Source organism: Haloarcula sp. Atlit-120R (assembly GCF_003665885.1).
In the GTDB taxonomy this organism is placed as follows: domain Archaea; phylum Halobacteriota; class Halobacteria; order Halobacteriales; family Haloarculaceae; genus Haloarcula; species Haloarcula taiwanensis.
Genome location: NZ_QPLN01000004.1, coordinates 56,680 through 83,565, shown reverse-complemented (window position 1 = coordinate 83,565; position 26,886 = coordinate 56,680). Strand labels below are relative to the sequence as shown.

25 protein-coding genes are annotated in these 26,886 nt (G+C 63.2%); 9 read left to right on the top strand and 16 right to left on the bottom strand.

Annotated features, from left to right (window positions below; translation table 11 throughout):
* Positions 1–447: 447 nt before the first annotated feature.
* Genes DVK01_RS14940 through DVK01_RS22300 form a run of 3 tightly spaced genes read right to left on the bottom strand, consistent with a single transcriptional unit; the run spans position 448 to position 3,777 of the window.
* The gene (locus tag DVK01_RS14940) at positions 448–2,829 is read right to left on the bottom strand and encodes a cation-translocating P-type ATPase (RefSeq protein ID WP_121537388.1); all 2,382 of its coding nucleotides are present in this window, start codon (positions 2,827–2,829) and stop codon (positions 448–450) included.
* A complete protein-coding gene (locus DVK01_RS14935) occupies positions 2,826–3,599 on the bottom strand; it encodes a sulfite exporter TauE/SafE family protein (RefSeq protein ID WP_101350242.1) in 774 nt (257 codons plus the stop codon). Before DVK01_RS14935 ends, DVK01_RS14940 begins: the two co-directional genes overlap by 4 nt.
* A gap of 1 nt (position 3,600) precedes the next feature.
* Positions 3,601–3,777, bottom strand: a complete 177-nt coding sequence (locus tag DVK01_RS22300) for a hypothetical protein (RefSeq protein ID WP_198560171.1) — start codon at positions 3,775–3,777, stop codon at positions 3,601–3,603.
* Positions 3,778–3,944: 167 nt separating this feature from the next.
* Between DVK01_RS22300 and DVK01_RS14930 the strand changes: the two genes are divergently transcribed.
* The 4 genes from DVK01_RS14930 to DVK01_RS14915 are packed head-to-tail and all read left to right on the top strand — an operon-like array spanning position 3,945 to position 8,011.
* The gene (locus tag DVK01_RS14930; RefSeq protein WP_101350243.1) at positions 3,945–5,177 is read left to right on the top strand and encodes a halocyanin domain-containing protein; all 1,233 of its coding nucleotides are present in this window, start codon (positions 3,945–3,947) and stop codon (positions 5,175–5,177) included.
* A gap of 4 nt (positions 5,178–5,181) precedes the next feature.
* On the top strand, positions 5,182–5,751 hold the full coding sequence (locus DVK01_RS14925; RefSeq protein ID WP_101350244.1) for a cytochrome c oxidase subunit II: 570 nt from the start codon (positions 5,182–5,184) through the stop codon (positions 5,749–5,751).
* Positions 5,751–7,439 carry a b(o/a)3-type cytochrome-c oxidase subunit 1 gene (locus DVK01_RS14920; RefSeq protein ID WP_101350245.1) on the top strand — a complete coding sequence of 563 codons (1,689 nt, stop codon included), beginning with the start codon at positions 5,751–5,753 and terminating at the stop codon, positions 7,437–7,439. The genes DVK01_RS14925 and DVK01_RS14920 overlap by 1 nt, the downstream gene beginning before the upstream one ends.
* A gap of 23 nt (positions 7,440–7,462) precedes the next feature.
* A complete protein-coding gene (locus tag DVK01_RS14915; RefSeq protein ID WP_121512156.1) occupies positions 7,463–8,011 on the top strand; it encodes a hypothetical protein in 549 nt (182 codons plus the stop codon).
* Between the two features lie 5 nt (positions 8,012–8,016).
* Here the strand turns inward: DVK01_RS14915 and DVK01_RS14910 are convergent, their stop codons facing one another.
* The 9 genes from DVK01_RS14910 to DVK01_RS14870 form a co-directional block, all read right to left on the bottom strand.
* Positions 8,017–9,279 carry a zinc ribbon domain-containing protein gene (locus tag DVK01_RS14910; RefSeq protein WP_121512155.1) on the bottom strand — a complete coding sequence of 421 codons (1,263 nt, stop codon included), beginning with the start codon at positions 9,277–9,279 and terminating at the stop codon, positions 8,017–8,019.
* Positions 9,280–9,319: 40 nt separating this feature from the next.
* A complete protein-coding gene (locus DVK01_RS14905) occupies positions 9,320–10,450 on the bottom strand; it encodes a zinc ribbon domain-containing protein (protein WP_121537386.1) in 1,131 nt (376 codons plus the stop codon).
* 60 nt (positions 10,451–10,510) lie between these two features.
* Positions 10,511–11,719, bottom strand: coding sequence for a PP2C family serine/threonine-protein phosphatase (locus tag DVK01_RS14900; protein WP_101350249.1), 1,209 nt, complete (start codon positions 11,717–11,719; stop codon positions 10,511–10,513).
* Positions 11,716–12,954, bottom strand: a complete 1,239-nt coding sequence (locus DVK01_RS14895) for an FHA domain-containing serine/threonine-protein kinase (RefSeq protein WP_121537384.1) — start codon at positions 12,952–12,954, stop codon at positions 11,716–11,718. Before DVK01_RS14895 ends, DVK01_RS14900 begins: the two co-directional genes overlap by 4 nt.
* A 56-nt stretch (positions 12,955–13,010) precedes the next feature.
* Positions 13,011–14,195, bottom strand: coding sequence for a VWA domain-containing protein (locus DVK01_RS14890; protein WP_101350251.1), 1,185 nt, complete (start codon positions 14,193–14,195; stop codon positions 13,011–13,013).
* Between the two features lie 132 nt (positions 14,196–14,327).
* Positions 14,328–14,930: a hypothetical protein gene (locus DVK01_RS14885; RefSeq protein ID WP_121537382.1), complete on the bottom strand. Its 603-nt coding sequence runs from the start codon at positions 14,928–14,930 to the stop codon at positions 14,328–14,330.
* Complete coding sequence (locus tag DVK01_RS14880) at positions 14,920–16,035, bottom strand: DUF3179 domain-containing protein (protein WP_199722356.1); 1,116 nt, start codon at positions 16,033–16,035, stop codon at positions 14,920–14,922. The genes DVK01_RS14885 and DVK01_RS14880 overlap by 11 nt, the downstream gene beginning before the upstream one ends.
* 108 nt (positions 16,036–16,143) lie before the next feature.
* Positions 16,144–16,782: an alpha/beta hydrolase gene (locus DVK01_RS14875; protein ID WP_101350253.1), complete on the bottom strand. Its 639-nt coding sequence runs from the start codon at positions 16,780–16,782 to the stop codon at positions 16,144–16,146.
* Positions 16,783–16,948: 166 nt separating this feature from the next.
* Complete coding sequence (locus DVK01_RS14870) at positions 16,949–17,782, bottom strand: VOC family protein (RefSeq protein ID WP_121537380.1); 834 nt, start codon at positions 17,780–17,782, stop codon at positions 16,949–16,951.
* 274 nt (positions 17,783–18,056) lie between these two features.
* Here DVK01_RS14870 and DVK01_RS14865 point away from each other — a divergent pair, with 274 nt between their 5' ends.
* Positions 18,057–18,293, top strand: a complete 237-nt coding sequence (locus DVK01_RS14865) for a UPF0058 family protein (protein ID WP_004592453.1) — start codon at positions 18,057–18,059, stop codon at positions 18,291–18,293.
* A 131-nt stretch (positions 18,294–18,424) separates the two neighbouring features.
* Here DVK01_RS14865 and DVK01_RS14860 read toward each other — a convergent pair whose 3' ends face one another.
* Positions 18,425–18,898, bottom strand: a complete 474-nt coding sequence (locus DVK01_RS14860; protein ID WP_101350255.1) for a DUF555 domain-containing protein — start codon at positions 18,896–18,898, stop codon at positions 18,425–18,427.
* Between the two features lie 249 nt (positions 18,899–19,147).
* On the opposite strand from DVK01_RS14860, the gene DVK01_RS14855 reads away from it, so the two are divergent.
* The 3 genes from DVK01_RS14855 to DVK01_RS14845 are packed head-to-tail and all read left to right on the top strand — an operon-like array spanning position 19,148 to position 21,868.
* Positions 19,148–20,056 carry a DNA-3-methyladenine glycosylase gene (locus tag DVK01_RS14855; protein WP_101350256.1) on the top strand — a complete coding sequence of 303 codons (909 nt, stop codon included), beginning with the start codon at positions 19,148–19,150 and terminating at the stop codon, positions 20,054–20,056.
* A 53-nt stretch (positions 20,057–20,109) separates the two neighbouring features.
* Positions 20,110–20,385 carry an acylphosphatase gene (locus tag DVK01_RS14850; protein WP_121537634.1) on the top strand — a complete coding sequence of 92 codons (276 nt, stop codon included), beginning with the start codon at positions 20,110–20,112 and terminating at the stop codon, positions 20,383–20,385.
* Between the two features lie 40 nt (positions 20,386–20,425).
* Entirely contained in the window at positions 20,426–21,868 is a 1,443-nt protein-coding gene (locus DVK01_RS14845; protein WP_121537378.1) for an NAD(P)H-hydrate dehydratase, read from the top strand.
* Positions 21,869–21,877: 9 nt separating this feature from the next.
* On the opposite strand, the gene hflX is transcribed toward DVK01_RS14845, so the two are convergent.
* Both hflX and katG read right to left on the bottom strand, forming a co-directional pair.
* Positions 21,878–23,188: a GTPase HflX gene (hflX, locus tag DVK01_RS14840; protein ID WP_101350259.1), complete on the bottom strand. Its 1,311-nt coding sequence runs from the start codon at positions 23,186–23,188 to the stop codon at positions 21,878–21,880.
* 174 nt (positions 23,189–23,362) lie between these two features.
* Positions 23,363–25,558, bottom strand: a complete 2,196-nt coding sequence (katG, locus tag DVK01_RS14835) for a catalase/peroxidase HPI (RefSeq protein WP_101350260.1) — start codon at positions 25,556–25,558, stop codon at positions 23,363–23,365.
* Between the two features lie 199 nt (positions 25,559–25,757).
* Here katG and DVK01_RS14830 point away from each other — a divergent pair, with 199 nt between their 5' ends.
* Positions 25,758–26,105 (top strand): FUN14 domain-containing protein, encoded by a 348-nt coding sequence (locus tag DVK01_RS14830; protein ID WP_004960824.1) that lies wholly within the window; start codon positions 25,758–25,760, stop codon positions 26,103–26,105.
* A 15-nt stretch (positions 26,106–26,120) separates the two neighbouring features.
* On the opposite strand, the gene DVK01_RS14825 is transcribed toward DVK01_RS14830, so the two are convergent.
* The gene (locus DVK01_RS14825; protein WP_101350261.1) at positions 26,121–26,846 is read right to left on the bottom strand and encodes a ribosome assembly factor SBDS; all 726 of its coding nucleotides are present in this window, start codon (positions 26,844–26,846) and stop codon (positions 26,121–26,123) included.
* Positions 26,847–26,886: the final 40 nt, after the last annotated feature.

The window sequence follows — 26,886 nt, the reverse complement described above, 5'->3', positions numbered from 1 at the left end:
CGGTAGGCCACACTGGCCGGCGTAAGCCTCTCAGGCGGAACAGTCGAGCGGTGGGTAGAGTCCCGCTGCTCGACAGTGAGCCAGATCAAATCGCCGCCGCAGTGCGGCGTCCATGAGTGGGAGGCCGGTCCCACGGCGGCGAACTAGTCTATGGTGCCACGTGCGGAATTTTCACCGAACAGGTGTCCGCGGCGGCCCGTTCCCCAATAAGGGGTGCATACTCGATCGTAGCATCAAGGCTACGTTCGATAGCCGACCGCCCGCTGTACAGCCAGCGAGCGAACGACGTTGGCGCGGGAACGGGAATTGCGTAGGTCATGGGTCACCACGTCGGTGAAAGCGACGTATATACGACCAGAACCGGTGATATATTAAATCTGTTTCAGACATGATACCAGATGACAACCGGCTGCAGTTACTGAGACGGCTGCAGTCCACAATACGATGTCAGTCGGCCGCTGCTGGCTGTTTCGGTGCGGCCGGTTCGTCAGCATTCGCCTCGCCGTGTGACGCTGTCCCCGCCAGCGTCCGCGTGGAGTTGCCCACGACGAGCAGACTGCTCGCCGTCATCGCCAGGGCCGCAAACAGCGGATTGAGAACGCCGAGCAGCGCGAGCGGGAGCGCAACGGCGTTGTAACAGAACGCCCACGCGAGGTTCTGGCGGACGCGGGTGCGGGTCGCGGCCGTCACCGCGAACACGTCGGGGACGGCCCGCAGGTCGTCGGTCGTCACGACCGCGTCGGCCGCGTCGGCGGCCAGCGACGTGCCCGACGCCATGGCGATACCCACGTCGGCGGCGGCGAGCGCCGGCGCGTCGTTGCTCCCGTCGCCGACCATGGCGACGGTCCCGCGGGACTGCAGCCGCTCGACGACCTCGGCTTTCGCCTCCGGCGGGACGCCAGCAAACACCTCGTCGACGCCGTCGTGGCGGTCGAAGGGGGCGGCGGCCTCGGGGCGGTCGCCGGTGATGACGACCACGTCGCGGTCCCGGGCGAGCGTCGAGACGACCGACTCCCAGTTCGCGCGGAGCCTGTCCCCCGCGACGAGCACGTCCCGCGCCGTGCCGTCCCAGCCGACCAGCGCCGGGACCCGCCCGTTCTCGGTCGCGCGCTCACACCGGCTCCGGAGCCCGCTTGGCACCTCGAACCCGAGGTCCTCGAGCAGCGCCCGGGTCCCGACGACGACCCGGTCTCCGTCGACCGTCGCGCTGACGCCCTGGCCCGGGTGTTGCTCGAACTCGGAGACGGCCGCGTCGGGGACCGGAACGGCGTCGGTCACCGCCTCGGCTACGGGATGGTCCGCGAACTGCTCGACTGCGGCCGCCCGGGCCATCGCCCGGTCGTCGGCCCGCTCCAGCAGTTCCATCTCGCCGGTCGTCAGCGTGCCCGTCTTGTCGAAGGCAACCACGTCCGCGTCGGTCGCCGTCTCGAACACCGCGTCGCCGGTGACGACGGTGCCGCCGTCCAGCGCCCGGCGGATGCCGGCCGCGGTCGCAAGCGGCGTCGCCAGCCCCAGCGCGCAGGGACAGGAGACCACGAGCACCGCCAGCCCGGTCAGCATTGCGTCCGTCAGCGTTGCGCCGGTGACGAGATGCCCGCCGGTGGCGAGCACAGCCAGAACGACCACCAGCGGGACGAAGACGGCGGCGATTCGGTCGACCAGCCGCTGGACGCCGCCGCGCGTGCTCTGGACCTCCCACAGCAGGTTCGTCAGGCGGTCGACGGTGCTCTCGGCGTCGGGCCCGACGCGGGCGACGACGCCGCCCTGTGTCACCAGCGACCCGCCGATGACCTCGTCGCCCGCGGTCTTCCGGACGGCCAGGGACTCGCCGGTGACGAGGGACTCGTCGACGGCCGCGGTCCCCTCGACGACCGTGCCGTCGACCGGGACGCGCTCGCCGGACCGGACGACGACTTCGTCGCCCGGGTCGAGGTCGCTGACCGCGACCTCCTCGTGGTCCCCGTCGGCGCGTCGCCGGGCGCTGTCGGCCCGCTGTGTCGTGAACTCGGTGAGGCGGTCCAGCGCCCGCCGCCGGACCCGGTCCTGGTAGTAGTCGCCGACCGAGACTGCCATGACGATGACCGTCGCCACGTCGAAGTACACCTCTGTATGTCCCAAAATGACGGCGACGACGCTGTACAGGAAAGCGGTCACGGCAGCCATCGCCACCAGCAGGTCCATGTTCGGCCGGCCGGCCCGGAGGCTGACGTAGGCCCCGCGAAGCAACGGCCACCCGGTGTAGCCGACCACGACGCCGGTCATCACGGCCATGTTCCACAGCAGGTAAGCTCCTGCCTGCCCCGACGGGTCGAACAATAACAGGGACGAATCGACGCCGAGATACGCCGGGTAGAGAAAGAGGATGTACCAGAGCATGGTCATCATCCCGAAGAAGCCGCCGACGATGAGCCGGCCCTCCAGTTCGTACTCGTCGTCGGTCTCCGTGGCCTGCAGGCTGGCGCCGTAGCCGGTGCCGGCCACCGCGTCTGTGAGGTCCGATTCCGTGAGTGCGTCGGCGTCATAGGTGAGTTTCATCGTCCCCGTCGGATAGCTGGCGGCCGCGGCGACGATGCCATCGTGGTCTGTGGCCCGCGCTTCGAGGAACGTTTCGCAGGTCGCACAGTGCATCCCGTCGACCGAGAGGAAAGCCGTTTCACCGTCGGCGTCGTCCGGATCGGGTCCAGTGTCGGCTGCGTCGCGGGTTTCCGTCGCCGGGTCGTCAAGGGTTCGCGCGACTTCCAGACAGCCGCGACAGCAGAACGTCCCCTCCACGGCATCGTCGGTGACGGGCGTGTCGACCGGCAGATCACAGAGCGTACAGTGGGTCATGTCCAGGGCATCGGCAGGGGTGGTTTCGGGATGGCGATACCGAACGCCGCAAGCCCGTTCGACAGCGGGACGAGCGCGAGCGCGATGAAAACGACACCGAGCGCCCGGTGCAACGTCGCGCGATGGCCCGGCGACAGTGTTCCGAAGGCAGTCCCGTAGGCGAACACCAGCGGAAACGTCCCGAGACCAAGCGCGGCCAGCGAGAGGCCGCCGGTGAGCGCGGAGCCGGTGGCGAAGGCGTACAGGAACGCCGGGTACAGCAGCGGGCAGGGGAGCAGGCCGTGCATCGCACCCAGCGCGACCATCCCGGGGCCGTCGACCCACCGGTCGACCCTGGCGACGAGCGACGCGGAGAGTCGCTGGAACAGGTCTCCGACCAGCGGCAGCGACCGGGCCACGTCGACGGCGCGGCCACGGGAGAGATACCCCAGTCCAACGGCAATGATAGCGAGGCCGACAAAAACCCCGACGGTTCCACGAACGGCGGTCCCGAAGCGTGCCAGGCCGGCCACGTCGTACAGTACACTGCCAGCAGCGCCAAGTACCGTCCCGACGAGCGCGTAGCTCACCGTCCGTCCAGCGTTGAACAACGCGTGTTGGCGTATCTCGTGGCCTGACACCGGCCCGCCGTCGTCGAGTCTGTCGGCGTAGGTTGTGACTAACGGCCCGCACATCCCAAGGCAATGGACACTCCCAATGAGTCCCAGCCCGACGAACGCCGCGAGCCCGGCCGTTTCACCGGAACTCAGCCCCGCCGTCCCGAACTGCATGTCAGACGGTACTCGACTCTGTTGGTTGTGTCATCCAGAACAGACTGCCGGCGATGATGACGACGCTAACCAGCGAGAGCGCGACGATGGAGCGGCCGGTTCCCTGCATGTAGTATGCGACCGGCGCGAGTCCGAGCAACACCAGCAACGTTACCAGCCGGGGGCTTGACGCAGACATGTCTGGCCGTACGTTAGAGGGATTATAAAAAGAAATGGGTCGTTCCTGCCTGCTGAAAACACCATCAGGGGTTTTTTTAGGTAATCTGCTATTCTCCCAGATATGGTACGGCACGAAGCTAGAGGCAGTCAGCTGCCGGATTCGCACGACGCGGTGGGGGTGCGACGATGGCGCTGAGTCGTCGACAGTTCGTCGGTGCCGCAGCCGGGACAGCGGCACTGGCCGCAACCGGCACGGCGACAGCACAGGAGGAACCGGACTACGGCGGCTGGTTCGATGACGTTTCGAACTACGACGGGACCGTCGACAAGCGCGGGCAAGACACCGTTACGATCACTGTCGGCGCGCAGGGGAACAACGGCGCGTTCGCCTTCGACCCGGCCGCGGTGATGGTCAGTCCTGGCACGGAGGTCGTCTGGGAATGGACCGGCGAGGGCGGCGGCCACAACGTCGTCTCGGACGGCGACGGGCCGCTCGACTCCGGGGGCGCGGTCAGCGAAGCCGGCACGACCTACAGCCACACCTTCGAATCGGAGGGTATCTTCAAGTACGTCTGCGTCCCACACGAGGCGCTCGGGATGAAAGGTGCGGTCGTCGTTCGGCCCGGCAGTTCGGGCGGGGGCAGCGGCTCCGGCGGCCAACAACAGCAAGGACCGCCAGCGAACCCAGACTACGGCGGTTGGTTCGATGACGTTTCGAACTACGACGGCACTACCGTCGACAGAACTGGCGACGACAGCGTCGAGATATCGGTCGGGGCACAGGGGAACAACGGCGCGTTCGCCTTCGACCCGCCCGCAGTGCGGGTGACGCCTGGGACAGAAGTGACGTGGAAGTGGACTGGTGAGGGTGGCGGCCACAACGTTGTTTCGGATGGCGATGGCCCGCTGGACTCCGGTGACCCAGTCAGCGAATCGGGGACCACCTACAGCCATACCTTCGAAGAGATGGGCGTGTACAAGTACGTCTGTACGCCTCATGCGTCACTCGGGATGAAGGGCGCTGTCGTTGTCGGTGGCCCGCTCGATGGCAGCGGTGGCGGCAGTGGCGGCGGAAGCGGACAGGAAGGTAGCGGTATCGAACTCTCCGGCCCGCAGTGGCTCCTCTCAGGCTCGGTCCTGCTTGCGTTCTTCTCGCCGCTGTTGTTCGCAGTCGCGATGCGACGCCGCCAGAACGGGCGGCCGCCACAGACGGGAGACAGTGGCGAGCTGCGTCGGGCGACCGGCCCGGAGCCGGTTGAAGAGGCTGCCGAAACTGAACCGGCCGTCGAGCTGGGCCACGACGAGTACGACCCGAAGGGAACGGCGGCGCTGGTCGCCTTCTACTTCGTGTTGATTGCCCTGCTGTGGGTGTTCATGTACTTCGTCGAGTTCCTCGGCCGCGTCTCCATAATCGGGTGATACCATGCAGGTTCATAGATTCGAAAAAGTTTGGCTCGGTGCAGCGATACTGCTCATCGTCGGGTTCATCGCGACCATCGCGTACGGTTCGGTCGGCGTTGGCGTCGGGATGGTCGATGATTCGGGCGGACAGATCAGCGCACAGGAGGTACAGAACGGGAACACTGGCACCCAGTTCGACGACCCTGGTGTCGTCAAAGAGGACGGGCAGTACGTCGTGTACGTCGTCGCCCGGCAGTTCCAGTTCGTTCCGGGAAGCGGAGACAATCCGGTGCAGGTGCCCGCAGGTGCCAATGTAACGTTCAGAGTAACCAGTGCAGACGTGGTACACGGCTTCTCTGTGGTCGAAACCAACATCAACACGATGGTCATCCCGGGCCAAGTTTCCGAAGTCTCGGCCCGGTTCAACGAACCCGGTACCTACGGGCTCATCTGCCACGAATACTGCGGGGCGGCCCATCACACGATGGGTGGCTCCGTCGAAGTCGTCCCGCCGGAGGAGTACGATATGCAACAGGAGAACATCAGTCAGTCCGCAGATGATGCACAGGCCCAGGAGGAGGCGGATCAGTAATGGTGTTCGTCGACTCCTATCCGAAAACGTCGAAACTCGTCCGGAGCGAGTTTATTGTGGCATTTGCCGCCCTCGGAATCGGCGCGCTATTTGGCATCATCCAGTCGCTTCACCGCACTGGCGTGTTCCGCGGGTTCGTCAGTTCGGCGGACTACTACACGATTCTGACGGGCCACGGCGTCCTGCTGGCGCTCGTGTTCACCACGTTCTTCATCGCGGGGCTGTTCACGTGGGCTGTCGCTAACAGCCTCGAACGCGAGCTACCACACCGCATCGCTTGGTCGGCCTTCTGGGTAATGCTCACGGGGACAGTGCTCGCGGCCGTGTCCATCATCGGTGGTATCGTCGGCGCGCCGTCGGTTCTGGGTCACGACCTCGAAGCCGACGTGCTGTTTACCTTCTACGCCCCGATGAAGGCGCACCCGGCGTTCTACATCGGTGCCGCGCTCATCATCGTCGGTTCGTGGATCGCCGGCCTCGCGTACTTCAAGGCGCTGTGGGAGTGGCGCTCTGAGAACCCGGATGAGCGCATTCCCCTGCAGACGTTCATGGTCCTGACGACGATGCTGATGTGGTACGTCTCCACCATCGGCGTCGCCGTCGAGGTCGTCGTATTCCTCATCCCGTGGTCGCTCGGACTTATCCAGAACATCGACCCGCTGCTGACCCGGACACTGTTCTGGTACTTCGGCCACCCGGTCGTGTACTTCTGGCTCATGCCGGCGTACCTCGTCTGGTACACTATCCTGCCGAAACTGGCCGGCGGGCGACTGTTCAGTGACCCGCTCGCTCGCGTGGTCTTCGTCGCTTTCCTCCTGCTGTCGACCCCGGTCGGCTTCCACCACCAGTACACCGACCCCGGTATCCCGTCAGGGTACAAGTTCATCGCGATGACGAACACGATGTTCCTCCTGTTGCCCTCGCTGTTGACCGCGTTCACCGTGGTTGCCTCGGTTGAGCATGGGGCTCGCCAGCGGGGTGCAAAGGGCTACATCTCCTGGCTTCGGGATCTGCCCTGGGGTAAGCCGGCCTTCGCCGGCTGTATGCTCGCCGGGCTGATGTTCGCCGCCGGTGGCTTCTCCGGCATGATTAACGCCGGGATGAACATCAATTACCTCATCCACAACACCATCTGGGTGCCCGGCCACTTCCACCTCACCGTCGGGACCGCGTTCGCACTGACGGCGATGGCTATCAGCTACTGGCTGGTCCCACAGATCACCGGGAAGAAACTCCGACAGCGAAGCCTTGCTTCAGTGCAGCCGTACGTCTGGTTCGTGGGCATGGCAGTGATGTCGAACGCAATGCACCGTGCGGGCCTCGCCGGTATCCCGCGACGGACTGCCGAACCGACCTACGACGAGTTCGCGTTCGAGGGTGTCGCCGGAACGGTCGGCGAGATGCGCCTGCAGATCGCTATCGGCGGCTTCCTGCTGTTCGTCGGCGCGGCGATGTTCCTCATCGTCATGGCCGACACCCTGCTCGCTCGCCGTGGCGGGACGCTGTCGGTCAACGGCAATATCCCGGAACCGCTGTCCGGCGCCGATCACAGCCCGCGCATCCTCGACAACTACAAGCTCTGGACGGCGATTGCCCTGCTGCTCATCGTCATCGCCTACGGGCCGCCGCTCGCCAGCATGGTTGCTGACGGACTATTCGCGCCCGGTAGCCCGCCAATCCCAGTCTAACACCACTTCACTACTCTCTCATCATGTTCGAAGACGTCGACGGGCCGGAGCAGAAAACGCTGCTACGACTCCTCATCATCGTCGGAATCGGTTTGCCCATCCTCATCGAAGTCGTTACCTTCGGGAGTATGATGGGGCATCACTTGCTGGGAGACACCGGCGCTGAAGCGGTCCCCGAAACGCCGACAGCGGCGGAGACTGGTGCCGGCGTCGGTGACCCGATTCTGGAATCCGCGGATGTCTCGGCCCGGATCGATGCGGCGTCTGTCGTCACCGCTGACGAGGGGTGGCGGTTCACGCTTACGGTCAACGTGACGAACACCGGGGCAGACCCCGCAGCGGTTCGTCTCGACAGCGTTACCACCCGCGGCGGGGAGACGGTTGCGGATACCGCGAGCACTGGACAGCTACCAGTGGGAAACACTGATAACGTAACGCAGTCGTGGCTCCTCCCTCCCGGCGAGCGCCCGGAAAGCGTCTCTGTAACGGTGTTTGTGTATCCGGACGGGGACGGAGTACAGTCGACGCAATACACCGTCGCACTCGGTGATATTCCCGTTTCGAACCGCTGACCGCCTCACCCGTCGACAGGGTCGTCACAGGACGGGCAGATGTCGGCATCAGACGGAAGCGACTCGCCGCATTCGCTACAGTACGACTGGCCGGCGTCGCGGCCGCCCGGCGTGAAGACAGACGTATCATCCATCCACGCTTCGTCGGTTGTCTCATTCGTATCGCCCGGTCCGGCCGTCTCCGAGTCCATGTCTGTACCACTGTGGTCGACCGGGCCCTCAGGGTCCGCGTCGTCGTCTGACGACTGCGCGTTGTTCTGTGCTGATTCGTGAGCTGCCGGTTCCGCCGCCGGAACCTCGTCGGGTGAAAACACTCGTGTCCCGGTGTGCCCCGGTGACTCCACGTCACTGCCAGCGGCTTCCGTGTCGGTTTCCTCTCCAGTCTGGTCCCGGGACTCCGGTGCGGCGTCGGCAGCCTGTTCGGCAGCTGGGCTCCCCTCGCCGTTTTGCGCCGTCCCGACCGGCGGCATAACCGGGAACCGCTGGTCAGGACGGCGCTGCGGGTTCGAAAGCGGTGCGCGGATTCTGACGACGGCCCCGGCGAGCAACTGGAAGAGGAGGTACGCACTCGCCAGTACACCGGGGACGGCAATGCAGAGGAGTGTGGCCTGTGCTGGCTGGACGCCCATCAGTTGGAGTGCCGCCTCACCCACGGGACTAACGCCGGCCTGAGTCAGCCACGGTGACAGCCCCGACTGGACGCCGGGTGCGGTGACCATCTGGACCAGCCACCCAGTACTAAGCGAGACTGCGCTTACAAACACCAGCAGCGACAGGAATGAGGGGACCGAAAGTGTGTACACACGGTGACCGTAAGCGACGGTCCGAACGACCAGATGCACTGTTCCGAACAGTGCAACCACCGTGAGCGGCCCTCGCTGACCGAGACTCAGACTCACCAGCAGGCAGCCGAGGAGCACACTGCCGGGGATAGCGAGCAACAGACTCGGGTGGTCCAGCCGATACGCGTCGACGAGGTTGCCGTGCCTGTTCCGAAGCCGGCGGTTGATGAGGACGACGGTGGCCAGCGACGGACCGCCGAGCCAGAGACCAGTGGCAAGTACAGTTCGTAGCGAGACGGTTCGACCAGCAAATGTCGCGAGAACAGGTCGTTCGAGCCCCGAGAACTGCGCCAGCAGCAGCCCCGTCGCGAGTACCCAGCCACCGTAGACGAGCCATGCCACGCCCATGCCAACAAACAGCCAGGTTTCAACTCGCAGTAATGCGGCGGACTCACGGACTTCCAGCAACAGTCGACCACGCTCCATCAGCCTGATGTTTCCCGACCGACCGCTTAATTATGGGTGGTCACGCCGCCCGAATTGTCATCGTGGCGACACCAGACAGTTCGAGTTCGTCGCCCGGTTGGATTGGTTCCCGGTCGCCCTTCTGCAGTTGGGTCTCGTTCAGCCGCGTCGGGTTGTCCCCGAGATCGACGACATAGTACCCGTCGGGCTGTCGGTCAAACCGGACGTGTTCGCGGTGGATTCGGACCGCTTCGTCTTCCGGTCGCCCGGCGTCCAGTAGCGCCGCCCGGATTTCCCGGCCGATGCGGTCCCCGTCTTCGACGGTGATGTCTCGACCTTCGACCGCGAGGACGAGTTTGTCCGGGACCGTCGCGTCGTCGGTGGACTGTGAGGCGAGTGTGTCGACGGCGTTGCCCGTGGCTGCTGGCTCACTCTCCGTCTCGTCGGCAGTCGACGACTCAGCTGTCGAATCAGCCGTCGATGTGTCACGGTCGCCGCGATGCGCGTCGAGATCTTCCCCACAGTTGACACAGAAACTGGCGTCGTCGTCAACAGCGGTGTCACAGGACGGGCACGCGTCGAGTGAACCGTCGTCTTCCGGTGTGATGTCCTGTACGTCGGCACCACAGGCGACACAGAAATTCGCATCGGCGTCAAGTTCGTGGTCACAGTCCGGACAGCTAATCGTCGCCACGTCGTCATCTGCCTCCGAGGTTTCGTCGGATGTCTCGGCGTCCTCATCAGAGTCACTGCTGTGCTGTTTCGAGGTCCCATCGGCCTCGTCGGGTTCCGTCGTACCGTTCGGCCTGGTTCCGTTTTCGGCCTCGATGTCGGCGTCAGTTTCGTGTTCCGTCACTGTCTCTGCCGTTTCCGCCGTCTCGTCACCGACCTCGGCTGCCCCAGTATCCGAGGCCGCATCCGCCGATGCTTCGTCTTCGGTGTGGCTATCAGGGGTGTCGGATTCGTCGGTAGCCTCTACGGCCCGGCCATCCATTGGGTCCGTCTCGTCCGTGCCTTCCGGTATCAGGTCGGCGTCGTCCGGTACCCCATCATCGGTAGCAAAATCGGCGGCGCTTTCGTCAGTGTGTTGCCACTCACCACAGTCCGGGTTTGTGCACCATCCGCCCGCGACTGTCGGATCAAAATCCTCGTCGCATATGGGGCATTTTACCGTGCGGTCGGATTCAGGCATGGATTTCGTTAGGCCCTACAGAGTCGAGAAATAAAATACTTGTCCCACGAAACTTTCTCTCTACTCGTCTGTCATGATCACTGTGTCACGTTCGGAAATATCGAGGTCTGGATCGATATCTCGAACTGGCATACCGCCGCTTTCCGGCGTTTTCGGGAGCGCACTATCAGCAAACAGGAGCACGGAGATGTTGTCCTTCCCGCCGCGGTTGTTTGCCAGTGACACGAACTCCTGACTCGCCGCGTCGAGGGACGCTGCGTCGAGGACAACGTCACGGATCTCGTCGTCCGTGACAGCCGCTTCGCGGATACGCTCGGCCACCGTATCGGCGTGGTCCGAATCGACGTACTCCTCGTACAGTTCCGGTGCGTCGGTCTGGGCGTCGATGAGTCCGTCGCTGGTCGCCAACACCGTGTCTTCCGCGTACAGCCTGACTGTGCGCGTGTCCACCCCGACAGTCGCCTCGTCGGGGTCCTCGTAGCCGGACCCGCCCAGCGCGCGTGTGATCTCGTTCCCGTTCGGGTGGACGTGTGCCTCGACGGGGTCGATTTCGTCGTTGTCGACCCATTCCTGAACGACGGCGTGATCTCTGGTCAACGGCGAGATCGTTTCACGGACACTGTTGACGACGTAGGCCCGGCTATCACCGACCCAGCCGTAATGGAGCTTGCCGTCGGCGTAGATCCCCGCGACAACCGTCGTGTAGGATTGGGTCCCGGTCTCGTTTGCGTACCGGATGATCTCGCGGTGGGCCGCCGTAATCGCCTCCGCCACGGCAGTTTCGAGTTCGCGCTCACCGGGCGGGTCCGGAAGGACGTCACGGGCCACATCCACATCGAAGCCTCCGGGATAGCTCCGGGCCGTCCGGATCGCCACGGGGGCAAGCTGTTCAGCCACAATAGTCGTCGTGATGTACGACGCGATATCGCCGGCATCGTGTCCGCCAGCGCCGTCAGCGACCACGAACACGCCGGCCGAGCGGTTCATCGGCTTCCCATCGCCATCGGTGTCAGACGTATCTGCGTCGGCAGTGTCGGCTGCGTCCGTGTCGTCAGCGGTATCGGCCGCCGTCTCAGTACCGGCTGTCTCGCCTGTCACATCCGCCGTCTCGTCGCCGCCTGCTGTGACCGGCTCCTTCGACTGTGGTCTGTCTTGCCCGCGGTAGCCGTCTCGATGGCCCTCCTCAAACACCGTCAAAGAGACGCTGTCCTCGTTGATGCCCTGTCCTCGCTTCCTGTCGCCGATGTCATAGTTCGTACTGTATCTCATGACTCCTCCGGGTGGAACTCGAACGTGACCCCGTAGGTCGGATGGACCAGCGACACCAGATCGCCGTCACTGAGTGTCACCGATTCGGGGGGCACGTCGCCGTGTCTGTCGGTCGGGTCCTCGCCTTCGGAACGCAGGCGGTTGCGTCCGGGTTCGGAGAGGACTCGCTGCCAGCCAGCCCCTTTCTGGACGAATGTCCCGTTGAGGCTCCGGTCGTGGAGGGCCCACTCGCCGTCCTCGATATCGAACTGTACCTGCACCGAGGAGATGTACTCTCCCTGCGGATCTTCGATTGTTATCGATGCCGGGGGACCGCTCGCGCCCTGTCGCCCGATAGTGTCGCCCGGTTCAACGGTGAACTGCCTGTCCGCCTGGATGTACGTCACCGACGCTGTCGCGGGCGGCGTCGGATCGCGCCGTTCAAGCACCTCCTTGAGGACCGTCGCGTTCCGGTATCGGTCGCGGTAATGTGACTGCGTGGCCCGTTCGACGATTTCAGCCAGATAATCGTCGCAGTCAGCCCCGAAGGCCTGCGGGTTCACCCCGTCTTTTTTCGGGACGCTCCCTTTCAGGAGGAACAGGAGTATCTTTCCGATCGAATACACGTCCGACCAGGGACCTTGCCGAACGTCGGTTCGGCTGGCCTCGGCAACTTCCCGGGGCTTGAACGGCCCCAGAATCGTCGTCCCGGTGTTCCCGGAGGACGGATCCTCTGTAGCATCGAAGCCCGTCGCCGTATTGAAATCGATCAGCGTGGGCGTGATGTCGGGCGTAAGCATCACGTTCTCCGGTTTCAGGTCCCGGTAGACGATTTCGTTCTCGTGCAGAAATCCCATCGCATCACAGAGGTCGATGCCGATCTGACGGACCTGTTCGCTGTCGTCAATCGGGCCGTGCTGGTCGATGACCTCGTCAAGTTCGATCCCGTCGACGATTAGCTGAACGACCAGGAACGGAACGTCACGCTCCGTGACTTGGTCGTAGTAGTCCATCACGTTCTCGTGGCCGCCGGCCCGACGAATGCGTTCCAGCGAGCCGACCTCCTTTTTGAAGTATTCCTCGATGATGTCGGGGTCGTTCTGGGATTCGGTGTAGTTGGGGTATTTCACGGCGACCGACTCGCCGCTGTCGATGTCTCTGGCGCGGAACGCCTTTGCGAACCCCCCCTTGCCGAGGAACTCCTTAAGTTCGTACTGGCCGGCAATGACATCACCGCTCTCAGGTTCCCAGTTCATGAATCACCTGTTTCTCCGGCCAGTGGCGGCCATGCTGACAACACAGATCCGGACAGTCACTTCTGGATACCTTCGTCAGTGACGATTTTCGTCGCTTTGTTCTGCTCTTTGCGCCCGCCTTCCATCACGATGCGCGTCTCCCGCTCGGCTGTCTGGACGGCTTCGGCGTCCTCACCGTGGATGCGCGTCATCCGCTCCAGTTGCGTCTGGGCTTCGGCGACGTTGCCCTTGCCGAGTTCCGTCTTGATTACAGTCTGGCGGTGGTCCACGTCGACCTGTTCGTTGTGCTCGGCAAGTTTCGACTCGTCGTCGGTGTAGTCGACGGTGATTGATTCCCGCGTCGTCTCACCGCCGGCGTGCAGCGTGACATCCGCCAGAGTCACGGCGTTTTGCGGGTCATTGGCCGGGGCGTGTATTTTCAGTACGACCCGCTGGGTTTCCCGCTCAAGCAGGTCGGGCAGCGGCACGACCGCCGTGTTGTCCTCCCAGTCGGGGTTCACGGACTGCGTCTGTGGGAGCGAACGGTACACCTCGCTCACTTCGACACCGTCAGCCACGTCGAGTTCGAGACGGGCGTCAGGAGCAACAACGGTCCCGGCCTCTTCAACTGCGTCGCCAAAGAACGACTCGATGTCACCGGCGGCGTCCAGATGTGTCCACTCGCCGCGAGCAACGGTCCCAAGCGTCCGAATCGTCTCCTCGCGGTAGTCGCTCCCGATGCCGGCCGCCTTGATTCTGATGCCCTCAGTGTCGATTTCGCGTGCTAGCGTCCCGAACGCTTCCGGGTCGTGGGAGTTGTCCTTCCCGTCAGAGAGGAGCAGGACCCGCCGGGCCGTGTTGTCGTCGGTCGGTAAATCCTGCAGGGACGCCTTCGCTTCCAGCAGGCCGCTGTACATATCAGTGCCCCCGCCAGCGGAAATGTCGGCGACCGCGTCCACTGCCGTTTCGCGCGAAATAGTTCCCCACCGCGTCGGCGCAAGCACCGTCGTGACCTCATTGTCGAAGGCGATGATCGAGACGTAGTCGTCTTCGTCGAGAAGCCCGAACACCCATTCAGCGCCGGCGCGTGCCTGCTCGATGTCGTCGCCGGCCATCGACCCACTGGCGTCGATACAGAGGGCGATCTGTCGCGTGGGTGGTTCCTCCAACCGTCCGGGCTCAACTTCGATTTCAGCGGTCAGTTTCGCCCCGCCCGTCGGCACGTAGGGTCGGTTGACCTCGCTCACGACAGTAGCGGTCATACTGGTAGATGGGTCGTACGGAGTAATTATATGTTTCCCTCAAATCGAGGAAAAAAGTTTCACGCACCGTCCGATTCGGTAGCCTGTTGCTACTATCTGCTCTGCGGCGGTAGGAACTATCTACGGTGCCCGTCACGCTGTCTCAACTCGACTCCCCACCCAGAGAAGGGTTCCGAACAGCGCCACGACAGTGAGCGGGAGGAGCCACTGGAACAGTGAGAGCAGCCCAGCGCTTGCCTGCACGCCGATAACGAGCAGGATAGTGGGCCCACAGCAGGCGAACCCAGAGAGCAGTCCCGGGAGTCCCGACACAGCCCCTGCACCCGGGCCGAGACGGCAGGCCGCTGGACCGCGCCACGCGACGACGGAGACAGCGAGGTTGAGTCCGACCAGCAATGCCAGGACTGCCCCAAGAAGCATATTCAGCGGGGCGACAAGCAGTTCGACCGGGCCGACGACCACTAGTGCAATCGGTTCCCACTGGAACGGGCCGACCTGTCGGAACGTACGGGTAAACGGGTTACTGACGACAGACACCTCGTAGCCGGCGGGGCCGAGACCGAGGTGTCTGAGACCAGCGAGGTACAGCAGGAAGTACGTCAGTCCAGACACAGCCAGACCCACTTGTCCGTCACGGCGGCTAAGCGCTCCGCTGACCGCAACCACGGTGTTCCGAAACAAGCGTTGGATGCTGGCAGCCACACCAGCCCAGTCGGTCGGATTGTCAGTTGACATACGCACTCTCCGGATAGAAACCGGCCCAGGCGAACCACATCGCGTCGAAGGACAGCGTGCGGTCCAGCGGGAGCGAATCGGCATCATACGCCGTCCCGTCAATCGTGTAGCCGTCGTCCGACGCCGTAACTGACAGCGATTCCGGGTTCGCGTACACGTACCCGGTTGCGAGGGCAGTATCCGCGACAGCGACGTACAGCGTGTCGTCGATACGGCCGGTCAGCACCCGCTGGCGCAGCAGTGTTTCCTTGTCGAATGCGAGCGCCCCTGTTTCGGTCCGGGTTCCGATGACGACAGCCTTCGGATGTGCGCGGCTGTCGTCGTGTAGCGGCTCGAACAGCGTCCGCGTACTCGAATAGTAGCCGCGCTTCTCGTTGTACTGGCCGTACGGGTCAACGCCGTAGCGCCGCTGGAAACCGGTGTCTTCGGTGAGGATTCGCGTCTCCGGGTAGGTTCTAGACCAGCGATCCCACGTCGTCCAAGTGACCCGGAACTCCTGCAGTGACTCGCCAGTTAGCGGGCCTGTAATCGCTGTTGCCAGCATCTGTGGCCACCAGCTATCCGTGCCCCGGTCGTACATCGTCAGATTTGAGTTTACCAGTCGCCCGGAGACACCGAACTCCACCGGGCCACGTTCGAACCCCTGTGCGGTGCCCGTCAGCGGGCAGTACGTCACAGCGACGGCGTCGCCGGCAATGGTGTCGTTCACGATTTCGTGGTGGACAAGAATATACTGCGGATAGGCTTTCACCTCCCCATCCCGGACCAGACCGAATACCGGGTCGTCCGCAGCCAGTCCGTCCGGGGGCGTGTCGGCGAACGTCGGGTCGTCGATGGCTGGAATACCGTCTTTACGAACACCGCCGCTGACGATGTTCTCTTCGAGTGTCCCGATTTCGAAGTCCAGATGCAGGCGGCTGTCCGCTGTCGGTGGTTCTGGTCTGTCGTTCTGATCGGTTGCCGTCGACGCCGCGCTGGTTCCAGTACTAGACCCCGGTGCCGAGCCGGCTCCAGTAGTAGCACCGTCATCTCCCGCGCAGCCTGCGCCGCCGAGCGTCACACCGGCTCCAACCGTAGCGAGAAACCGTCGGCGGGAAATTTCCATATCATATATGCATTTCCCAACCACTAAGTCTCGCGGTGAGGGACCGGTAACTCCCTGCTCAGCCACTTATGCAAGAGATTTCGGTGAACGGTCCAGCGGTCGGGCCGCCTAACTGACGAGGGTATCGACCAGCGACGAAACGTATGTCAGTTCGTCCTCGTTCACGCCGTGACCCATTCCCTCGTAGATGCGTTCCTCCACGTCGCCGTTGAGTTGCTCGAAGACCGAGGCCGTGACGTGAACGCGCTCTTCGGGGATGTGCGGGTCAACATTGCTACAGCCCAGAAACACCGGCGTCTCCTCAAGGTCGCCCTCGTACTCACGCTCGTCGATAGACTCGCCGATGAGACCGCCACTGAGGGCCACAAGGCCGCCGTAGCGTTGTGGGTTACGAGCAACGAACTCGCTTGCGAGACAGGCTCCTTGAGAGAAGCCCAGCACGAGCACGTGCTCGGTCGGAATCCCGGCTTCCTCGGCCTCCGTGACGGCGTCCTCGATAGCCTGCAGTCCCGAGGTCCGACCGGGTTCGTTCTGCTCAACCGGCGAAAGAAACGAATTGGGATACCAGGTGTTTCGCGCGGCCTGTGGCGCGAGGAGAGCCAGTCCGTCCTGCTGGAACTCCGCCCCCATCTGGACGATGCTTCGAGCCGTCGCACCCCGACCGTGGACCAGCACTGCCGCTGCACTCGCCTGCGACGGCGCGGTGCCCGCGGTCACGAGCTGCTGCCCCTGATGAGGGCCGGTCATCGCTCTCTTCCCGGCCGTCGGCCGCGTCCTGTCACGCCCGTCCAGTCAGTTTCTGTTCTCGGTCGCCCGGCGTTCCAAGTCGGCCACAGTGTCGAGTGCATACTCCAGATAGCGCCCGGAGACACTTGACTTGGCACATCGGTCAGTCGGCCTAACTGTCACGTATTCAGGTTCGCAGGCGGAGTTCGATGTCGTCGCCGTCGCGTACTGTGAGGCCAGTACCGGTTTCGGAGACAGCGTAGTCGGACTGACGCAGGCGCTTCTGTGTCGCATCAAGGGTCGCTTCGTCGGGGAGCCGAATTTCGAACCATGCCAGCCCCTGCCCGGCGTGGGGCTTGGATCGCCGTTTCCAGACGTTGGCCCCGATATGATGATGGTAGTCACCGGCCGCCAAGAACACCGCGCCGTCGTATGTGGCCCTGACGCGGAGTCCGAGTGCATCAGCGTAGAACGCCCGGGCCGTCTCCACTGACGAGACTTCCAGATGCACGTGTCCGATATCGGAGTCGGCGGGCATCGACTGTTCGCCGGTCGCAGCGGCCGCGACTGACTGCGTATCGAGGGGGTCGGTTACCATTTCGACGTGACCCGACGGTGTCTCCTCCCACGACGCCCGCGGAAAGTCCCGATAGATTTCGACGCCGTTCCCGGCCGGGTCCGACAGATACAGCGCCTCGCTGACACCGTGATCCGATGCGCCGTCGAGTGTCCACTCCGAGTTGATACGCTGGAGTGCGTCACCCAGCGCCGCTCGCGATGGGACGCGAAACGCGACGTGATACAGCCCGGTCGCTGAATCCTCTCTCACTGGTGCGTCTGGACGGTGATTTAGAATCAAGAGCGCCTGTCCGCCCGCACCGAGTATCGCGCGGTCGGCGTCTGCGTCTATAACGTTGAGGCCGACAACAGCACGGTAGAACTCGACAGTCGGTGATAACTCAGCAACAGTCAGGGCCACCCGACCAATCTTGGTGTCCGAGGGAAGGGTCGCTTTATCCATGTTGAAAATAGGCGTAGCCGGTCCATAATTCTGGGTGCCGGTCGTCGGCACCTGCAACACGTTTGAGCTGGCTGGCTCGGTCCGTCAACAGTAGTGTGTATTTTGCTACCAATCCTCCATGATATTTTAGAAATGATAAAATTTAGCGCAAAATACCTAGAATATACTCCGTGGCAAGAATTATGCATAAACTATTACGTAGTACTAGCACAGCCGTGTGTTAACCTTCATCAGAGTAGTACTATAACCTTCGAGTTGTTACCTTGGGTTGACTATGAAAAAGCAGGAGCTCATCCACCTTCACGGCCTGCTTGCACAGGTACAGAACCACTACGAAGCCGAATCCGGGACAGAAGTAGACCACGACGAATACGAGGAACTTGGCGTCAAGCCGACATCGATTCACAAGTCGAAAACAGACCACAAGGCCGCTGTCTTTGCGATTGCTGACGGTATTGCCTCCGAGATGGCTGACGAAACCAAAGAGCCTGTTTCTGCCGCCGCGGACTAACGGTTCTCCGTAGCTTCTACGCGATTTACCCGACGAGCACTGCGGCTAGTGACTGTATAACCGCTATCAGAGATATGCTTGAGTTACAATACGCCGAGAGTGTCGCGCACTCCGCTGCTCGGAAGCCAGACTTACTCGTCGATTAATTCCTCGAACTCGGGTAACACGTCGTCCGATTCGTCTCCGGACTGGTCCGATGGCAGGTCGCCGGATTCGGCTGCCGGTTCCGCGGACGAGGACTCGTCTTCAGTCGTCTCGTCGGACTCCTCTGGAATCTCCTCGATTTCCAGCACGTCGAGCGGGATGTTCTCCAGCCGCTGCCCGATCTCCTTGCGGGCGATCCGGGCGGCGTGTTCGTCCCGTTCGACGTTGAACACAGTCATCTCCAGTTCGAGTGCGACGAGACTCTCGTCGGCTGCGAGAAAGGCAGGTTCCAGTGTCTCACCGCAGTGCGGACAGTGCCGGTCTCCCATGTTGATTTCGACGTAGTTGAGGTCAGGATTCAACATCTCGCCCGTCTTCGAGATGGCGATGCGAACTGCCTCATCCGCAGATGCCACGTCGTACACTGGGACTGCGGCCTCGACAACAACTCGGCAATTCATGGTAGTATGTTTGTTTCCCAATATAATGAAGGTTAGCCCTGACCCAGAGAGTACCACACGCCACGGATATCAGGAGTCAGCAAGACGGAACGGACGATCAAGCGGTACACAGACGGCTACTCCAAAACATCACGACGACGAAACGCAGGGATATGCGAGCAACCCGCGGTTTCCGAGTTGCGAGTGTGTGCCAACACAGCGCGGACAGAACTCGTAACGCCATTACCTCCGGGGCCGTATACTCGGACAATGGAGCAGGGCGTCATCGATGTCGGGTCGCTTGCCGGCGGTATCGATTTGCAGGCAACTGTCGAGAGCGGACAGTCTTACCTCTGGAACCGAGAGGATGGCGAAATGTACCAGCGCGACGGGGCAACCGGCGGCGGCGCGTGGTACTGGACGACAATCCAGCGAGACGGGTCACCAGCGGTCATCCGCGTCCGGCAGCGAGACGGGGTGCTCGAATGGGAATCGACAGTCGACGCTGAGACGGCGCTCAGGCGACTCCTTCGACTTGACGACGACCTCGACGCGATTCGGGCGACGGCACCGGACGACGACGTGGTCCAGTCGGCCTATGAGACGTTCTGGGGGATGCGACTCGTTCAGGACCCCCCGTTTGGCGCCCTCATCTCGTTCATCTGCTCGGCCCAGATGCGCGTGGCGAGGATTCACAGTATGCAGCAGGCACTCCGCGACGCGTTCGGCGAGGAAATCGAGTTCGGCGGGCGGACGTACAACGCCTATCCGACGCCGTCCGCGCTGGCAGAGACAACAGAGGAGCGGCTCCGGGACCTCGGACTGGGCTATCGCGCGCCGTACGTCCAGCGCACCGCGGAGATGGTCGCCACTGGCGAAGCCCATCCGGAAGAAGCCGTTGGACTAAGCTACGAGGACGCCAGAGAGTCGCTCACCCGCTTTGTCGGCGTCGGTGACAAAGTCGCGGACTGCGTGTTGCTGTTCTCGCTTGATTACCTCGAAGCGGTCCCACTGGACACCTGGATTCGGACGACCATCGAGGAGTATTACCCGGAGTGTGAGCGGGGGAACTACGCTGACACGTCGCGGGCCATCCGGGCCGCACTGGGTGGGGAGTACGCCGGCTACACGCAGACGTACCTGTTCCATTATCTCCGAACGGGCAGTAACGAGGAGTGAGACGCGTAGCGGAAGGCGACAGTATAACGGAGTCCGCCAGCAAACTCTCGGCCATGGCTCAAACGCGAGCACACGTATTCGTCTCCGGTCGTGTTCAGGGTGTCTATTACAGAGCGACCACGCGGGAACGCGCACAGGACCGGGACGTCGACGGGTGGGTCCGAAACCTCGACGATGGGCGCGTCGAAGCGGTGTTCGAAGGCCCCGAAGCTGACGTGGAAGCGATGGTCGAGTTCTGTCACGAAGGGAGCGAACGCGCGAACGTCACCGACGTCGAAGTCGAGTACGGGGACCCCGAGGGCATCGAGGGCTTCGAGGTCAAGTGGTAAGTCCCGTAGAGTTACTTCGCTGGCGGGCGAACCCGCGGGTATGCTCACCGGCTCCGAAATGGGTGTCGTTGATGAGAATGCCGCCGCGCTCGGCGTCCCGCGCAAGCAGCTGATGGAGTCGTCCGGTCACGCCGTCGCGCAGGCGATCCGTACCATCGCTGACCCCGGCGAACAGGTCGTCATCGTCGCTGGACGGGGAAACAACGGTGGAGACGCGCTCGTCGCCGCCCGCTTTCTCGACGACTACGACCTCCGAGTCCTCCTGTTGGGCCGACCGGGTGCTATCTCGACGACGATTGCCAGGGAGAACTGGGACGCCCTCCAGCGCGCCGAGTATCCGACAGAGTCGGTCAAGGATTCCTCGGCACTGGACCTCGGCACCCCCGACATCGTCATCGACGCGATGCTTGGCACAGGTATTGCCGGCGATCTCCGGGAGCCAGCGGCGACGGCCGCCGAGGCAATGAACGAGAGCGACGCGACCGTTCTTTCGGTGGATGTGCCGTCCGGCCTCGACGCCGAGACGGGACGGCTGGCCGACAACGCCGTCGACCCCGACCACGTCGTCACGTTCCACGACACCAAGCCGGGCCTCCCCGCCCTCGACGTGCCGGTCACCGTCGCCGACATCGGCATCCCAGAGGCGGCGGAGCTGTTCGTCGAGCGGGGCGACCTCTCTCGCCTCGAACGGGACCCCGCGAGCCACAAGGGCGACAACGGCGAGGTGCTGGTCGTCGGCGGCGGCCCGTACACCGGTGCACCGGCACTCAGCGCACAGGCCGCGCTCAGAGGCGGGGCCGACCTCGTCCGGGTCGCCTGCCCCGCTGTCGTCGCGCGCGAAATCCAGTCCTACAGCGAGAACCTCATCGTGCGGCCGTTCGACGGGGACCACCTCGCGCCGCCGCACGTCGACCACCTTGCTGAGCTGGCGGCGGACCACGACACGCTGATTCTCGGGCCAGGGCTCGGAGACACCGACGCGACGCTGGATGCTGTCGCGGACCTGCTGTCCGGGTTCGAGGGAACGGCCGTCGTCGACGCCGACGCGCTGTCAGTGGTCCCGGACGTCGAGACGGACGCAGAACTCATCTGCACGCCCCACCAGGGCGAACTTCTCGGGATGGGGGGTGAAACAGCCGAGGACTGGCGGGAACGGGCAGACCTCGTGGAGTCTTTCGCAGCGGAAATCGGACACACGCTGCTGGTCAAAGGTCCGTACGACATCGTCTCCAACGGCGAGCGGACCCGCGTCGGCCGGACGGGCAATCCGGGGATGACGGTCGGCGGAACCGGCGACGTGCTTGCGGGTGTGACGGGCGCACTCGCCTGCGGTCAGGACCCACTTGATGCGGCCGCTATCGCTGCCTACACTGTCGGCAGCGTCGGTGACCGGGTCGTCGACGACCGTGGCTACGGGCTGGTCGCAACGGACCTGCTAGACGAGATACCGAGCGTACTGTGGCAGCAAGAAGCAGAAGCGTAGCGTCCGCAGTCAGGCCGACGCACCGACCAGTTCCCCCGCTTTTGCCCGCGATTGCTCGATGATCGCCGGCCGCGCCTCGAACTCGATGACCACCTGGTCGCCGTAATCGACTGTCTCGACGCTGGCGTGGTCGTGAATCCACGAGACGAGGCTCATCGTGTCGTCGGTCATCGGGAGGACGAGCCGCTCGCGCTCGTAGTCCGGCAGTTCGTGGTCGATGCGCTCGGCCAGGTCATCGATGTTGAGCCCCTGTTTGGCGCTGACGGCGACGGGGTTCGGGGCCAGCGAGGAAAGGGCGTCCTTCTTGCGGCGGACCTCTTCGTCGTCGACCGTGTCGGTCTTGTTGAGGACCGTGACGATGGGAGCCTCGTTGCGCTCGTACAGCGTATCGTGGCTCGTCACCAGTTTCTCCCGGATTTCCTCGACAGACTCCGAGACGTCGACGACAAGCAAGACGAGGTCAGCGTGGTACACCGACCCCAGCGTCGACTTGAACGACTCGACGAGCCAGTGCGGGAGGTCCTGAATGAACCCCACCGTGTCGGTGACCAGCACCTCGCGCTTCCCGACCTCGGCGCGGCGAGTGGTCGTCCCGAGCGTTGTGAACAGCCGGTCTTCGCTCTCGGCCGTCGTGTCGAGGTCGGGGTGGAGGTCGTCGTTTTCGTCGACATCGAGGTCGTCGGCAAGGCGGCGCAGGAGCGTCGACTTCCCGGCATTGGTGTAGCCGGCCAGCGCGACGAGGTCGAAGCCGGACTCCCGACGCTGTTCCCGGCGATGTCGCTCGGTCTCCTCGATGGATTCCAGTTCATCCCGGATGTTGGCGATCTGCTTTTTGATGTCCTCTTCGCGGGACTCGTCGTACTCGCCGAGACCCATAAATCCCGGACGCTCGTCGCGTTTGGCGAGGCTGGCCTTGGCCTCGGCACGCGGAAGTTCGTACCGAAGCTCCGCGAGTTCGACCTGCAGCTGTGCTTTCCGCGTCTGGGCCCGCTGGCCGAAGATTTCGAGAATAAGCCGGAAGCGGTCGATGACACGCACCCGCTCGGGGAGTTCGTTCCCGATATTGTATGTCTGGTACGGCCCGAGCTGGTTGTCGAAGATGACGACGGCAGCCCCTTCGCGGGCGACTACGTTGCTCAGCCGCGTTACTTTCCCCTCGCCGAGGTGGTACGCCGGGTCCTCCGTTCTGGTCTGTGTGACCTCGCCGACGACATCGTACCCGGCCGCCCGGGCAAGGTCCCGGATTTCCGTCGTATCAGCGGTACCACTGTCGACGCGTTTCGCGATGACCGCTCGTTCGGTGGTGTGTGTCGCCGTCACTCGTCGTGAAGATACGGTGTCCGATTATTTAACCCCCCGGGCGGTTCACGGCAACATCCAGTGAGCCGGCAGTTCGGCAGTAACACGGCAGATTCCGTGGGTGAATAGCGACCGGTAGCTGAGATGGGAGCCCCCGGCTCGCGATAGCCACCACGGCAGTGGCGTTGCGCTGGCCTATTCGAGGTCGAAGCGGTCGAGCTTCATGACCTTGCTCCACGTGTCCACGAAGTCATGGACGAGCTTCTCCTCCGCGTCGGCAGAGCCGTAAACTTCCGAGATGGCTCGCAGTCGGTCATTCGAGCCGAAGATGAGGTCAATGCGTGTAGCTTCCCACTTGACCTCGCCAGTGTCGCGGTCGAGACCCTTGTAGACATGTTCGGAGTCCGCTGCCGGCTCCCACTCCGTGCCCATGTCGAGCAGGTTCACGAAGAAGTCGTTGGTCAGCGTCCCCGGCTCGTTGGTGAGGACGCCGAGGTCGGTGTCCCCGTGGTTCGCACCGATGGAGCGCATCCCGCCGATCAGAGCCGTCAGTTCCGACGCCGTGAGGTTCAGCAGGTCCGCGTTGTCGACCATCACTTCTTCGGCCGGTCGCGTGATGTCGTCCTGGATGTAGTTTCGAGCCCCGTCGACCGTCGGTTTGAGAGCGTCGAAGGAGGCGGCATCGGTGTGTTCCGGCCCGGCATCCACTCGCCCGGGTTCGAACGGAACCTCGACGTTGTAGCCGGCGTCGGCTGCCGCCTGCTCGACGGCCGCGTTGCCACCGAGGACGATGAGGTCGGCCAGCGAGACACGCGTGTCGTCGTCCCGAGCGCCGTTGAATTCCTCTTGGATGCCTTCGAGCGTGGTGAGGACCGTCTCCAACTGTTCGGGCTCGTTGACTTCCCAGTTCTTCTGGGGTTCGAGGCGGATTCGCGCGCCGTTGGCCCCGCCGCGCTTGTCGCTGTCGCGGTAGGTCGACGCCGATGCCCACGCGGTCTTGACGAGCTGGGAGATAGAGAGGTCCGAGTCGAGGATTTCTGCTTTGAGCTCGGCGACCTCTTCGTCACCGATGAGGTCGTAGTCGGCGTCCGGGAGCGGGTCCTGCCAGATCATCTCCTCGTCCGGAACCTCCGGTCCGAGGAACCGCTCGGGCGGGCCCATGTCGCGGTGGGTAAGCTTGTACCAGGCCTTCGCGAAGTTCATCCCGAACTCCATCGGGTTTTCCTGAAAGGTTTCCATGATCTCCCGGTAATCCGGATCTCGCTTCAGGGCGATGTCCGTCGTGAGCATCATCGGCGTCTGCTTCTCGTCCGGGTCGTGGGCGTCCGGGACGCTGTTTTTCAGCTCCTCGCTCTTCGGAGCCCACTGCCACGCGCCGCCGGGGCCCTTCTCCGGCTCCCACTCGTAGTCGAGCAGGTTGTTGATGTATCCCATATCCCACTCGGTCGGCGACTGGGTCCACGGCCCTTCGATACCGCTCGTGATCATCTCGCCGCCCTTGCTGTTCCCGTTCTCGTTTTGCCAGCCAAGACCCTGTTGCTCGATGGGGGCTGCTTCGGGTTCGGGACCGAGATTCTCTTCGGGATCGTCAGCACCGTGGACTTTGCCGAACGTGTGTCCACCGGCGATGAGTGCGGCTGTCTCCTTGTCGTTCATCGCCATCCGGTCGAACGTCTGGCGGATGTTCTTCGCCGACGCTTCCGGGTCCGGGTTACCGTTTGGCCCTTCCGGATTCACGTAGATGAGGCCCATCACGGATGCGCCGAGCCCTTCCTCGATTTCACCGGGCTCGTCGAAGCGCTCCTGGGTTTCCATCTCGTCTTCTGGCCCCCAGTTGACAGCCTTGTCCTCCTCGAAGGCGTCTTCGCGGCCGCCAGCGTAGCCGAACGTCTTGAATCCCATCGACTCGATGGCGACGTTCCCTGCGAGAATCATCAGGTCAGCCCACGAGATCTTTTTGCCGTATTTTTGCTTGATTGGGAGGAGCAGCCGCCGTGCCTTGTCGAGGTTCGCGTTGTCCGGCCAGCTGTTGATAGGTGCAAAGCGCTGTCGACCGCCAGCCGCGCCGCCGCGACCGTCGGCAGTCCGGTACGTCCCCGCGCTGTGCCAGGCCATCCGGATGAACAGCGGGCCGTAGTGACCGTAGTCAGCCGGCCACCAGTCCTGTGAGGAGGTCATCAGCTCTTCGAGATCCGACTTCACCGCTTCGAGGTCGAGCTTCTGGAACTCCTCGGCGTAATCAAAGTCGTCTTCCATCGGGCCGACGTCCCGAGCGTTCTGGTCGAGGATCTCCAGATTGAGCTTGTTTGGCCACCAATCCTGGTTAGATTTCGGTCGCTTCGAACGTCCGCCTGCGGCACCGCTCATATCGGAATTCGGTGTTTCTGCCATCTTAACAGTAAGAAGGATTCGTCCCTCGGATACAAATCTTTGGATATGAGTAAAGAAATAGTACCGTGTCGAAAATAATTCCCTGAACTCTTCGGGTAACCCAGGCAGCAGAAAAACTATTTCTTTCTGACACACTCGGATATAAGCAGAGACAGAGGCGAGCACAAAGGATTTAAAAGCAGACGGTCAGGTACGCGGTATGGGTGAGTTCGTACTCCAACTAGATGGGTTGGGCCTCCAGCAGATGGGCCTCGAATTCGGTGGCGGCGGCCTTATCGGCGGAATCATCGGGTTCGCTGCCAAGAAGGTCGCAAAGCTCATTGCCGTCATCGTCGGCATCGAACTGGCGCTGTTCAAGTTCCTCGAGACACGCGGAATCCTCGAAGTGAACTGGAACGCGATAGGCGGAGCCGCACAGAACGCGACTGGGACTGCCGGGAACGCGGCAGCGACACAACCGCCGTCTTGGGTCACGTCGCTGCTCTCGGCCCTGCCGGTCAGCGCTGGTTTCACGGCCGGCTTTCTCGTCGGCTTCAAGAAAGGGTAACGCGACGCCGCGGCGTTAGCGCGTACTGATGTCGTCTTCGTCTTTGATGATTCGGGTCTCCGCCTCGCCGCTTGTGTGTTCGTTTACCACGTCGTAGAAGTCGTTCTGGAGACCGGCCGGGAACGTCAGCACGCCAACCCACGAGCCGTCTGACTGCCACTCCTCGCGTTCGAGGTCGCCGAACTGCCGGATCTGTGCCTGTGCGCTCCCGGCGTAGTCTGCGGGGACCTGCACCGCGACGGTGACCTCGTCGAACCGGATCGGAATGACCGGCCGGAGTGCATCGAGGGCGTCGTCAACCTGTGCCTCGACGGGCTCCATCGGGTCGACCCTGAAGTCGGTCTCTTCGAGGGCCGACTCGATACGTTCCGGCGGGTGTGGCGCGTCGTCCATCTGGGGGTTGACCGCGTTGCGCGTGATGCGCTGGATGAGCTGTTTGTGCTTTTGCTCCTGCATCTCGCGGCGCTGGTCGGCCGTGATCTGAATCTCCCCTCGCTTGATGACCTCGGGGATGATGGCCATCGGGTCCGTGGTGTCGAACACCTCTTCGAGCATGTTCTCGGGCGGTCGGTCACCCCGAGAGGCGTCCTCGAACACGTCCTCCGCGGCGATAACGTCTTCGAGGTCACCGTCGAAGTCATCGCGTTTTATCGCTAGCGCAGCGTCCGGTTCCACCAGTACCTCGAACCGCTGGCCGTGGGATTCGAGGCGCGCCGTCACCGCCTCGTCAAGCGATATCATACCCATCGGTAGCAGTGGACCACTTAAAGGCCTTACTGCG